Source organism: Asticcacaulis sp. P2_B1 (genome assembly GCF_056404915.1).
This window is the reverse complement of record NZ_JBFUDD010000007.1, coordinates 27,501-39,996: the sequence shown is the minus strand read 5'-3', so window position 1 is coordinate 39,996 and position 12,496 is coordinate 27,501. Positions and strand designations below refer to the sequence as shown.

The window sequence follows — 12,496 nt, the reverse complement described above, 5'->3', positions numbered from 1 at the left end:
GCTATCATAACGTTTGGCACTGCCACGTCTAGTCCGGCGCAACACAACGAAACGTTATCGACACCCGCCGCCTTCGCGGTACGATAAGCCCGCCGACGCGATCGCTGTGGCGGCCGGGAATACCGTGGAACCATTTGTGACGGGCCTCGCCTTGCATGATGAACAGGCTGCGGGGTTGCAGGTAATGCGGTTGGGTCTCGAAGCCGATGCGCGTCATTTCGAACATGATGGCCGCGTTCAAACTGATGATGGCGATAATTTCGATAGCCTCGCCGCCCAGATCGCGGTGAGCGCCGATGCCTGCGCCCGGTGCGTAGTCGTTGATGCCGGCACGGTCGGGTGTGCGCGGGAAATGACCCTGTTGGCGCAGGCGTTCGGCATAGGGTTTCAGCCATTCGGGCAGGATGCCGGCCTGACCGGGGTTGCCGTTTTCATCACGGTAACGGCCGCCGTAATATTGCGTCCGCCGTTTGATGTCGGTGTTCCATGGTTGGGCGTCGATCAGGTTGAGAAGCGCGCGTTCCTCGGCTTCGCTGATAAAGTCCGGCCAGTAGCTGAGGCCCGGAATCGACGGCGGCCCGAACAGGGAAAATGTCGTGCGCTGAAAACGGTCGGCGGCTTCTGCCATGGGACACCCGATAAGTTTGTCACCTGCACCACACCATGAACAAATAGTGAACATAAATGGCCGACTTGATCAAGCGGGAAAATAGCCCGAGGATGGGAAACCTGTGGAGATCGTGATGACGACGTATGTTGCCCTGCTGTACAGCATCGTTCTGACCAAGGCGCGGCGCGTCGTCACGGCCGACCTGAAAGCCGTGGCTGACGGTCTCGGCTATGCGAATCCGCGCACGGTGTTCGCCACCGGTAACCTGGTGTTCGAGGCGCCGGAACAGAGCGTCTCGAAGATCGAGGGCGCCCTGGAAACCGACTGCGCCAAGGCTTTCGGCAAACATATCGATATCATCGTACGCACGGCGGACGACTGGCGTCAGTTACTGGCCGGCCACCCGTTCGGAGACGAGGACGGCAGCCAGCTGATCGTTCGGGTCATGCGCCGGCCGGTGACCAGCGAAGCGATGGAAGCTTTGCGCGCCCGGGTCGGGGGCGAACAGATCGCCGAGCGTCATGGCGACGTCTGGGTACGCTTCACCGGCAAAGCCAGCGAGTCTCGCCTGCTCGGGCTATTAACATCGCAGAAGATGGGCACGGGGACCTTGCGCAACCTGAATACCGTGCGCAAGATTGCAGATATCCTGTAGGAGACCACCATGACCGAGACGCTTTACGACATCCCCTTGCGCCGCATCGACGGCCAACCGGCGACACTCGCCGATTACCGCGGCAAGGTTCTGCTGGCGGTCAATGTGGCGTCGAAATGCGGCCTGACGCCGCAATATGAAGGCCTGGAAGCCCTCTATCGCGCGAAAGCGCCGGCGGGATTGGAAGTCCTCGGCTTTCCAGCCAATAATTTCCTGGCCCAGGAGCCGGGCAGCGAAGCCGAGATCGCCGATTTCTGCACGACCACGTTTGATGTCACCTTCCCGATGTTCGGCAAGATCAGCGTTGTCGGCGCCGACAAACACCCGCTGTACGACGTCTTCACCCGCGCCCAACCCGACGCGGTTAGCGCCGGGCCGATGCGCGAACGCCTGGAAAAGTTTGGCATTCCCGTCAGCCCGCCCGGCGAAGTGCTGTGGAACTTCGAAAAGTTCCTGGTCAGCCGCCATGGCGAGGTCGTGGAACGGTTCGCGCCCGACGTGACGGCCGACGATCCGCGTCTGGTCGCCGCGGTCGAGCGCGAGCTTGCAAAGGCTTAGGCGACCGCGCTGAGCGTCATGCCCAGACGGTCGCGCAAATCGGCAAAGTCCGCCGGCGCCAGGTTCGGTCGCGCGACATGTTCGATCATCGCGGTAAAGGCTTCGGCCGGCACGCCCGGGCGGATGGCGGTCAGGAAACCGGCACGTTCGTCGCGGCTCAGGGCCGGCAGCATCAAGCGCATCGAGAACATGGCTTTTTCCGGGGACAGCGAAGCGACAATGCTGCGTTCCATGGCGATGATCTGATCATCATTGAACAGGCGCCACAGGCGGTCGTTATTGACCGTTTCTTCTTCGTTCATGTGTTCGAAATCGTGGGCGATAAACAGGGCGTAGACCAGGTAGAGACGGTGGCCGGCTGCAGCCTTGTCGTGCAAGGCGGCAATCTCGACCTGTTCGATGAGAGCTTCGAGGCGAGCGAAACTTTGGCGGTGTTCGGCGTGGTCGCGGTCCAGGGCTTCGGTCGAGGACGGCTCCCGGTCGTTAAGATGGACGTGGACATGGGTTTCCTCGTGGCCGATATGGAGGGCGCCGAACGCCATCAAGGCGCGCAGCTCGGCCAGCAAGTCAGCCGCACCTTCAGCAGCGAAATCGGCCTGGCCCAGTTGCACCAGCATCTGGCACTGCGCCATGCGCAAGCCCTTGTGGATATATTTATAAGCGTCGTGGCGGCCGAAAGTGTCCGCGCTGGCGGGGGTCACGGGAGCATGGGTCATGGATGAACCTTAAAAAGAAAAAGCAGCCCGAACGGCTGCGATGGTTGTATGGAAACGCTTACTGATAACGGCGTGTTAATTCGCGCCTCACGTAAAATCTAATTAAGGCTTTGTAATAAAGCGATATTTCGATTACAAATTGGTAATGCGTAACAAGGTTCTACCATGTGCGGTTTTTGGCCTGGCGGGGACTTCGCTTCATCAAAACTGGTACAGCAGGACCGGATTACCGGTCTGGCCCGGTGGCCACGTATCGCAGGTGACCCCTTGCCCACCGCACCGGGCTTCTGCTTTATGGCGCGATATCCCAAACCAATCCGGAGTCGCTCAGCCATGACATCAACTATCGAAGACATTTTCACCGAGCCCGAGGATGTCGATCCGGATACGCTGGCCAATCTCGGCCCCCTGGCGCGGCTGGCGGGTATCTGGGAAGGCCGCAAGGGTACTGATATCAACCCCAAGGCCGACGGCCCGGAACGCCGTCCCTATATCGAGCGCATCGAGATGCAACCGATCGATCCTCAGGCCAATGGTCCCCAACTGCTTTATRGGCTGCGCTATCATGTCCATGTCAATACCGAAGAGGAAGACATCACCTTCCACGACCAGGTCGGCTACTGGCTGTGGGAAGTGAAGACTGGGATGATTATGCAGTCCCTGACCATACCACGTGGCCAGGCGGTCCTGGCCGGCGGCCGGGCCAGCAAGGACGGTAATGTCGTCGTCGTTTCTGCCAAGCGCGGAGCGACCGACTTCGGTATCGTTTCGACGCCGTTCCTCGAGCATGCTTTTCGCACAGAGTCCTATATGTTGACCGTAACCTTCCACCCGGACGGCACATGGTCGTACATCTCTGACATCATGCTGGCGGTACTCGGCCAGGACGAGCTTTTCCGTCACCGCGACGTCAACACCTTGACAAAAATCGGCGAAGTGAAGCCGAATCCCCTCTTCGTCATCGCGACCACGAAGGTGTCCTGAACCGGGAACCGTTTCCGCATAAGGCCTGTTGACGCTTTCGACAGTTTTGTATACCGTATACCACATCGCCGATGTGGAGGTCGCCATGATGACGAAGCGGGATATGGCGCAATGGTTAGGCGTAGCCGCCATAGCCAACACCGTTGCGGCCTCTTCGGCCATGGCGGCTCCATCCGGCGACGCGACGATGGAAGCCATTATCGTTGCCTATACTGAAACCATGGCGCAACGCGACCCGGTCACCGCTGGACAGCATGGCGACCTGAAGGCTCTGGCGCAATGGCCCGACGACAGCCCAGAGGCCTTGGCTGATTTCGCCGCAAGCTTGAGGGCCCTGGCCGCCAAACTGGACGGCTTGGTCCCGGCCGCGCTCAGCGAAGATCAACAGCTGAACCGCGATCTGTTGCGCGACCGCATCGCCGTCGCGCTTGTGGGGCTCGGCTTCGACGAGGGTCGCCTGCCCTTCACTACGGGCGACGGCTTCTTCACCACGCCGGACTATGCCGCCCTGGGCGTAGTTTTGCGCAGCGAGGCCCAAGCCAGGGCCTGGGTCGCCAAGCTGAACGCCCTGCCCGGCTATTACCATGCACAGATCATCAATATGCGGCGCGGCATCGCCTCGGGCTTTATGCGGCCGCGTCTGGTCACGCAGCAAGCCCTCGACAATGTGAGAGCCCATATCGCCCAGCCGGTCGAGTCGCACAGCCTGCTCAATCCTATCAAGGCCTTGCCCGATAACTTGCCAGCTTCGCTGCGTGCCGACCTGCTGACAGCAGCCGTGCACGCCGTTCGTACAGGTGTTCGGCCGGCGGAATTGCGCGTAGGCGACTTTCTTGAAACCGCCTATTTGCCCATGGCGCCGGAAGCTCTGGGGATCGGCGCTGTGCCGAACGGTGGCGATTATTACCGCTATCTGATCCGTCTTTATGCCTCGGTCGATATGAGCGCGGCGGAGATCCACCAAATGGGCCTCAATGAGCGCGACCGCATCCGCGGCGAGATGGACGCGGTCATTGGCCAGACGTCGTTCGCCGGCGACTTCAAGGCTTTCCTGACCTATGTGCGGACCGATCCGTCCTTTTTCGCCGAGAACGGCGAGGACTATTTCGAAAAGGTGTCGGCCACCCTCATCCGCGTCAATGGCCTGCTGCCGCTGTATTTCCGCAACCTGCCGCGGCTGCCGCTGACCGTGCGCGAAGTGGCGTCAGAGCTGAAGAGCTCGTCGTCGGGCTATAATCCCGGCGACCTGACCCAGGGCGTGCCGGGCGTCGTCATCGTCAATACCGAACGTGTCGCCAGCAATCCCTTGCCCGGCATGCCCGCCTGGGCGCTGCACGAGGGCGTGCCAGGCCATCACCTGCAAATCGCCCTGGCCCAGGAAAATCCCAACTTGCCGGCCTTCCGGCGCAAGGACGACATCAACGCCTTTGTCGAAGGCTGGGCGCTGTACAGCGAACATCTCGGCAAGGAGATGGGCATGTACAGGACGCCGTACGAAGACTTTGGCCGGCTTTCCCTGGAAATGTGGCGGGCATGCCGGTTGATCGTCGACACCGGCATCCACGCCATGGGATGGAGCCGCGATCAGGCCATGGCGACCTTACGCGACAATACCGGCCTGTCGGAAGACGCCATTGCCCGCGAAATCGACCGCTATATCGGCTGGCCGGGCCAGGCCCTGGGCTACAAGATCGGAGAAATCCGTATCCGCGGCCTGCGATCGGCGGCTGAAACTGCCCTGGGCTCGAACTTCGACCTGCGCGATTTCCATGACGCCCTGATAATGGAAGGGCCCATGCCATTGAACATTCTCACCGACAAAATGAACCGATGGATCGCCCGCCGCAACGCGTAAGCACATTCGTTCGACCGCCCTTTATAATAAGCCTTTGCGGCGCAATACCGTCATCCGGAGCCCTGCCATGCCTGCTTTCGACCGCCGCGCTTTTTTGTTGGGATCGGCCGTTGCTGCCGCGGCACCAGCCGTTGCCGCGGCCGAACCAACACCAGTATTAACATCTGCGGGCGACATAACCGACCACGCCAAGGTGGCGCAATTCGGCGATTGGATCGTCTACGAAGACCAGAGCCGTCGCGACGGGCCCATCACCTTCGTGTCAGGCGGTCAGGCCCTGGTCCTCGGCAAACGGCTCGAAGCCTGTTTCGACGACATCAAACCGAGTCATCTCGGCCTAGGGGTCAAGGAAATCTGCCTGGCCGATGCCGATCTGCTGGCTGACAAGCTATTGGTCCATGGGGGCGACCCTGACCCGGACATGGTGCGCCGCGCGGCGCCGCCTCTCGGCTGGAACTTCACGCCGGAGGGGCTCTATACCCGCATGGCGTGGACGAATTTCGTCGGCACGCGCCAGCAGGGCGACACCATGCCGGTCTTCCCCAACGGGCGGACACGTGGCTTCCGGCCGGAACACGACTTCCAGGAATTGCAGGGGGACGACATGGCCAAGACCCGGTGGGAGGGCCTGCTTGGCGGCTGGCTGCCTGCCATCCATAAGATCGTACAGGTGTCTGACAGTCGCTACTATGATCTGATCGTGTTTGCCGATGTCAAGGCGACGGACCCACTTTTGGTCCAGACCTGGCATCGCACGGTGCAATATGACGACGGTCGGCCGGTCAAGACCGGCTTCGGTTATTCGTACACGCCGTTCCCGCCGCGGCGCCAAGCGCCCGAGGCCGCCGACTTCTATGCCGCCCTGCTGGATTTCGCGACCTATTGGCAAGGGGAGGTGAAAGACCAGGCTGCCGTCACCCTCCCCGACAAGGCGCTGGCCGATATGGTCAGCCACGCCTTCGTCAAAGAACTGATCACTCGACCCGGCGGCACCTATCCAAAATACGGCGTCGTCGATCGCGATTATTTCGGCCCGGAATATGACGGCTTCCAGGACATTTTCACCTCGTCGCTCTATGCCAACCTGGAATGGGGGCGGTTCGACCAAGCCAGGGCGGTCATCGACAACTATTTCGATCAGTTCGTCGCCGCCGACGGCATGGTCAATATGCGCGGGCCGGAAGTGCCGCAATACGGCCTGACGCTCAGCCTGCTGGCGCGCTATCTCAACTATACCGGTGACGCCGCAACCCTGAACCGCCATGCCGGCAAGATCGCCAATACTGTGACCCTGCTGACCGAATTGCACGATCTGAGTCTCAAGAAGCCCGCCGGCGATCCCGGTTTCGGCCTGATCGACGGCTGGAGCGAGTCGGATGCTTGCCTGCATCCGGATCCCAGCCTGTGGTGGAAGCCCTATTGGAACAATTCGGCCTTCGCCGTACGCGGCTGGCGCGACATCGCCCGGGTTTGGCCGCTGGTCTCGCGCGAGCCCTTGCCGGAATTGGCTGCGCGATCCGACAGCCTGCAGGCGCAACTGATCACGACCATGCGGCAATGGCTGCGCCGGGATCTCACGCCGCCCTATCTCGCCGTCCTGCCCGGCACGCATCTGACGCACCGCCAAGCCTATGCCGAGGCACACGAAAAGAAGCAGCGCACGGAACAGGGCTGGGCACACCGTGTCTATGCCGAGATGCTGCACGCCGACGTCTTGCCGGACGACCTGGCCCAGACCGTGATCGACGGCGTGCGCGGCCATGGCGGCACCTGTATCGGCGTGGTCGCCAATATCGCCCCGGCCAATGAAACCTCACGCAGTCAATTGGGCTTCATTTCCTACGGCTATGCCCAACAATTGCTGCGCTCCGACCGCATCGAGGAGTATCTGCTGTTCCTGCACTCCCACCGCTACCATTCGCATACGCCCGGCACCTGGGTGGCAGGAGAGGTCTCGGATATCGACGGCGGCCTGCCGCTCTATTGCATTCCGGCGCAGCTGACGATCCCGAAACTGGTGCGCTGGATGCTGGTGTTCGAAGCCTCGGACGATGAGGTTCTCTATCTCGGCCGGGCGATCCCGCGTGACTGGCTGGGCTCGGGCGAAACAATCGCCATTTCCGGCGCACCAACGCGTTGGGGCCGCGTCGATCTCAGCCTGCAGGCCGACAGGATGGCGAAAACGGTCGCCGGCCGGATCGCCTTCCACGACAAAGGAAGGGCCGGCCAGGTGCAGTTGCGGTTACGCCTGCCGAAAGAGCGGCGGCTGACCCGCGTCCGCATCGATGGCAAGACGGTCAAGCTGGACGGCGAGACCGCCGTATTCGCGCCCGGCAATGCGGCACAGATGACGGTCGAGGCGGATTTCACTTAGCAGCCGCAGCACTACAGGCCAGGTATCTGGAGGACGGGTGCAGGACTTAGCCGACGCCGCAACGCCGCTCGAATAGGCTCATCCCAGAACTTCACAAAAACCCAGGCGCTTATAAGTAAGGCCGGCAGCAGACCGAGTCCGATCGACAGGGTCATAACCGGTGCGGGCTTGGTAAATGTCACGTAATTCAGGAAGACATAGAGAACCGGATAGTGCGTGATATAGAGCGGGTAGGAAATGCGCCCGGCCAGCTTGCACAGGTCCAGCATGGCGCCGTGCGGTCTGGCATAGGAACCCGCCACGACGACCCACGGGAATACGAGGATGACCATGGCGGCGTCGTAAAGCCCGTTGAGTTTGAGGCTACCTATAGCCGGCTGGTTCGGCACCATGAAGACCGCGGCTAGGACCAAGGTGAGCACGATCCAGTTGAGGTCCAGCTTTGGCAAGCGGTCACGCAGGCGGTAGAGCCACAGGCCGGTGATAAAGGAGAACGCCATGCGTACCGTGCCCGTGCCCATATCATCCCATCCCCAACCGCGGTTGAGCGTATCCTGGCCATAGGCAACGATGATCAGGGCTGCGCCGGCGCACACCGCCAGAAAGGCCAGGAACCTTGTGCCGACATGACGCAACAGAAGGGCATAGGCGATATTGCCGATATATTCCTGAAACAGCGACCAAGCCGGCCCGTTGAAGCTATGCGTGTCCGTCCATCGATTGGGCAAGGACGCGGACGGAATGAGCAGGAGCGCCGCAGCCAACGCCACCAGCAGGGTTTGTAGGGTCGTATGCTGGGTGTCGCCGGCAAAGGGATCAAAAACAAAGCTCAGCAAGCCGAGGAGCGTGCCCAGGATCACCAACGGATGCAAACGTACGATGCGGATCAGCAAGAACTGCCCGGCCGTCAGGCTTTGCCGGCGATCGTCATAGGCATAGGCGATGACGAATCCCGACAGGGCGAAGAAGAAGTCGACGGCGAGATAGGCATGATGGAGCACGTTCAGCGGAGAATCGATCGCCGTCGCCATGCTCATGATGTGGAACGCCACAACCAGGATGGCGGCGCTGCCCCGCAACCCGTCGAGCACTTCGAAATGGTCCTTGCCCGTACTGGTATGGTCGGGCTCGTCATTGTGTAGGGTCGCGTCTGCATGGGACATCGGCGAACTCGCTGTGTCATCGCGACGAAGGACCGATCCTCCGCCGTGGACAGTCTTTACCTGCCGATTATACGCCCTGTAGCCGCAATAAGCGAAACGCAAAAAAACCGCCGAACGTGTGTTCAGCGGCTTTTTTTAAAGTTGGTTGCGGGGGCAGGATTTGAACCTACGACCTTCAGGTTATGAGCCTGACGAGCTACCGGGCTGCTCCACCCCGCGACACATCTCGCGTTAAAGTCCTTCGCTTTGCTCAGTGTACTTTAACGCGGGCAATATGTGTAAGCGATAAACAAAAAGACCGCCAAGCGTGTTGGCCTGACGGTCTCTGAGTTGTTGTAATGAAGGGCTGCGCTTTCGCGCTAACAACCGCTGTATTCTATAGACCTGGCGACGACCTACTCTCCCGTGACTTAAGACAAAGTACCATCGGCCCAGGAAGGCTTAACGACCGAGTTCGGAATGGGATCGGGTGGGGACCTTCCGGCATAGCCACCAGGTCAATAGAATACAGGGGTTTGAGAAGACATTGCGAAGTGCTTTGAGCACTTAAACTCACTGCGACGGCTGATTAGACAATCGCAGGAGGTATGACATTTTACGGTGTATGTTGATGTTGTTCCATAAATTTGATTGAGGAACGATCAAGCCTATCGGATTATTAGTACTGGTTAGCTTCACTCCTCACGGAGCTTCCACACCCAGCCTATCAACGTGGTGGTCTACCACGATCCTCAGCGAGACCTTGTTTTGAGGTGGGTTTCCCGCTTAGATGCTTTCAGCGGTTATCCCTTCCATACTTAGCTACCCTGCTGCGCGGCTGGCGCCACGACAGGTCCACCAGAGGTATGTCCATCCCGGTCCTCTCGTACTAGGGACAGATCCTCTCAAGTCTCGTACACCCACGGCAGATAGGGACCAAACTGTCTCACGACGTTCTGAACCCAGCTCACGTACCACTTTAAATGGCGAACAGCCATACCCTTGGGACCTGCTCCAGCCCCAGGATGTGATGAGCCGACATCGAGGTGCCAAACTTTGCCGTCGATATGGACTCTTGGGCAAAATCAGCCTGTTATCCCTAGAGTACCTTTTATCCGTTGAGCGATGGCCCTTCCACGCAGGACCACCGGATCACTATGGCCGACTTTCGTCTCTGCTCGACTTGTCAGTCTCGCAGTCAGGCGGGCTTATGCCATTGCACTCGTCGAACGATTTCCGACCGTTCTGAGCCCACCATCGCGCGCCTCCGTTACACTTTGGGAGGCGACCGCCCCAGTCAAACTACCCACCACGCCATGTCCCGGACCCAGATAATGGGTCTCGGTTAGACGTCAGCAGCAATAAGGGTGGTATTTCAAGGATGGCTCCACGCAGACTGGCGCCCGCGCTTCATAGCCTCCCACCTATCCTACACATGTTGCTGCTAACGCCAAGGCGAAGCTATAGTAAAGGTTCATAGGGTCTTTCCGTCTGACCGCGGGAACCCCGCATCTTCACGGGGAATTCAATTTCGCTGAGCCTATGCTGGAGACAGTGGGGAAGTCGTTACGCCATTCGTGCAGGTCGGAACTTACCCGACAAGGAATTTCGCTACCTTAGGACCGTTATAGTTACGGCCGCCGTTTACCGGGGCTTCAATTCGCAGCTTGCACCACTCCTTTTAACCTTCCGGCACCGGGCAGGCGTCAGACCCTATACGTCGCTTTACAGCTTCGCAGAGCCCTGTGTTTTTGATAAACAGTCGCTACCCCCTAGCCTGTGCCACTTCATACTGGTTGCCCAATATGAAGTCACGCTTATCCCGAAGTTACGCGTGTAATTTGCCGAGTTCCTTCAGCATAGTTCTCTCAAGCGCCTTGGTATACTCTACCTGACCACCTGTGTCGGTTTCGGGTACAGTCTCTGTATGAGTTATTTCCAGGGACAAGTTCCCTGCAAGGAGCAATCCAATAAGCCCTCACAAGTTACCTCATCCGTCACTTCATACTGGCCCAGGAATATTTACCTGGTTCCCATCGACTACGCCTTTCGGCCTCGCCTTAGGGGCTGGCTAACCCTACGCAGATTAGCTTTACGTAGGAACCCTTGGTCTTTCGGCGAGAGTGTCTCTCACACTCTTTATCGCTACTCATGTCAGCATTCTCACTTCCGATACCTCCAGCCAACCTCACGATTGACCTTCACTGGCTTACGGAACGCTCCGCTACCGCTTGCTATGCAAGCCCTGATCTTCGGCACATGGCTTTAGCCCCGTTACATTTTCCGCGCAGGATCGCTTGATCAGTGAGCTGTTACGCTATCTTTAAAGGATGGCTGCTTCTAAGCCAACCTCCTGATTGTCAAAGCAATCCCACATCGTTTCCCACTTAGCCATAATTTGGGGGCCTTAGATGCAGGTTAGGGTTGTTTCCCTTTTCACCATGGACGTTAGCACCCACAGTGTGTCTGCCGAACAGTTCTCTCGGGTATTCGGAGTTTGGTTAGAATTGGTACCACTCGCGCAGCCCGCATCCATCCAGTGCTCTACCCCCCGAGGAATAAATTCGACGCTCTACCTAAATAGATTTCGCGGAGAACCAGCTATGTCTAGGTTTGATTGGCCTTTCACCCCTATCCACAAGTCATCACAATCTTTTTCAACAGATATGTGTTCGGACCTCCAGCACATGTTACTGTACCTTCATCCTGCTCATGGATAGATCACCTAGTTTCGGGTCGTCATGCAACGAACTTAACGCTCTATTCAAACTCGCTTTCGCTACGCCTACACCTAACGGCTTAAGCTTGCTCGGCACATGAAGTCGCTGACCCATTATACAAAAGGTACGCCGTCACCCCGCTTGGGGGCTCCGACTGCTTGTAGGCTTCCGATTTCAGGATCTGTTTCACTCCCCTTGTCGGGGTGCTTTTCACCTTTCCCTCACGGTACTTGTTCACTATCGGTCGTAGAGGAGTACTTAGGCTTGGAGGGTGGTCCCCCCATGTTCAGACAGGATTTCACGTGTCCCGCCCTACTCGAGTCTCTTGCTGTTTGACACCTACGGGGCTGTCACCCGCTATGGCCATCCTTTCCAGAATGTTCGGTTTTATGTCACAAGAGCACTGGCCTGGTTCCCGTTCGCTCGCCACTACTAGGGAAGTCTCGGTTGATGTCCTTTCCTCCGGTTACTGAGATGTTTCAGTTCACCGGGTTTGCTTAATAACCCTATGTATTCAGGTCATTATACCTTTCAACAGCCAACTCATTTTAGTGCGATACCAAAGGTATCGGGAGCCAAGCCGAAGCTTGGGCAGTCGATCAACCTTGCCTCGCCTGTGTGACAGGCTAAACAAGACAGATAAACCACTTAACTGGCTCACTAAAATGAGAGGACCGTAAAGGTGGGTTTCCCCATTCGGAAATATGCGGATCAATGGGTGCTAGCGCCTCCCCGCATCTTATCGCAGCTTGCTACGTCCTTCATCGCCTCTCTACGCCAAGGCATCCGTCAGAAGCCCTTTAACGCTTGATCGTTCTCAATGAAACTTATGTTTACAACAACACACGCACTCACCAGGCCCTTGTCGAAAGGCACGATCCC

The 12,496-nt window shown here is 58.6% G+C and carries 8 protein-coding genes, 1 tRNA gene and 2 rRNA genes; 5 read left to right on the top strand and 6 right to left on the bottom strand.

The features are described 5' to 3' along the window. Positions 1-28 precede the first annotated feature (28 nt). The gene (locus tag AC1DX3_RS15695; RefSeq protein ID WP_476990257.1) at positions 29-628 is read right to left on the bottom strand and encodes an alpha-ketoglutarate-dependent dioxygenase AlkB; all 600 of its coding nucleotides are present in this window, start codon (positions 626-628) and stop codon (positions 29-31) included. 115 nt (positions 629-743) lie between these two features. Between AC1DX3_RS15695 and AC1DX3_RS15690 the strand changes: the two genes are divergently transcribed. Then, positions 744-1,265, top strand: a complete 522-nt coding sequence (locus tag AC1DX3_RS15690; protein WP_476990256.1) for a DUF1697 domain-containing protein — start codon at positions 744-746, stop codon at positions 1,263-1,265. 9 nt (positions 1,266-1,274) lie between these two features. Next, complete coding sequence (locus AC1DX3_RS15685; RefSeq protein ID WP_476990255.1) at positions 1,275-1,823, top strand: glutathione peroxidase; 549 nt, start codon at positions 1,275-1,277, stop codon at positions 1,821-1,823. On the opposite strand, the gene AC1DX3_RS15680 is transcribed toward AC1DX3_RS15685, so the two are convergent. Next, positions 1,820-2,539: a hemerythrin domain-containing protein gene (locus AC1DX3_RS15680; RefSeq protein ID WP_476990254.1), complete on the bottom strand. Its 720-nt coding sequence runs from the start codon at positions 2,537-2,539 to the stop codon at positions 1,820-1,822. The two genes, AC1DX3_RS15685 and AC1DX3_RS15680, sit on opposite strands and share 4 nt — an antisense overlap. A 333-nt stretch (positions 2,540-2,872) precedes the next feature. Between AC1DX3_RS15680 and AC1DX3_RS15675 the strand changes: the two genes are divergently transcribed. The 3 genes from AC1DX3_RS15675 to AC1DX3_RS15665 all read left to right on the top strand — a co-directional run bounded on the left by AC1DX3_RS15675 (position 2,873) and on the right by AC1DX3_RS15665 (position 7,752). After that, positions 2,873-3,523, top strand: coding sequence for an FABP family protein (locus AC1DX3_RS15675; RefSeq protein ID WP_476990253.1), 651 nt, complete (start codon positions 2,873-2,875; stop codon positions 3,521-3,523). Between the two features lie 85 nt (positions 3,524-3,608). After that, positions 3,609-5,378: a DUF885 domain-containing protein gene (locus AC1DX3_RS15670; protein ID WP_476990252.1), complete on the top strand. Its 1,770-nt coding sequence runs from the start codon at positions 3,609-3,611 to the stop codon at positions 5,376-5,378. A gap of 67 nt (positions 5,379-5,445) precedes the next feature. Then, complete coding sequence (locus tag AC1DX3_RS15665; protein ID WP_476990251.1) at positions 5,446-7,752, top strand: Tat pathway signal protein; 2,307 nt, start codon at positions 5,446-5,448, stop codon at positions 7,750-7,752. A gap of 11 nt (positions 7,753-7,763) precedes the next feature. On the opposite strand, the gene AC1DX3_RS15660 is transcribed toward AC1DX3_RS15665, so the two are convergent. From AC1DX3_RS15660 to AC1DX3_RS15645, 4 genes are all read right to left on the bottom strand, one after another. Beyond that, positions 7,764-8,915: an acyltransferase family protein gene (locus AC1DX3_RS15660; protein ID WP_476990250.1), complete on the bottom strand. Its 1,152-nt coding sequence runs from the start codon at positions 8,913-8,915 to the stop codon at positions 7,764-7,766. Between the two features lie 142 nt (positions 8,916-9,057). Beyond that, positions 9,058-9,134: transfer RNA gene (locus tag AC1DX3_RS15655), tRNA-Met, on the bottom strand. A gap of 163 nt (positions 9,135-9,297) precedes the next feature. Next, positions 9,298-9,412, bottom strand: a 5S ribosomal RNA gene (rrf, locus tag AC1DX3_RS15650). 140 nt (positions 9,413-9,552) lie between these two features. Next, positions 9,553-12,427, bottom strand: a 23S ribosomal RNA gene (locus tag AC1DX3_RS15645). Positions 12,428-12,496: the final 69 nt, after the last annotated feature.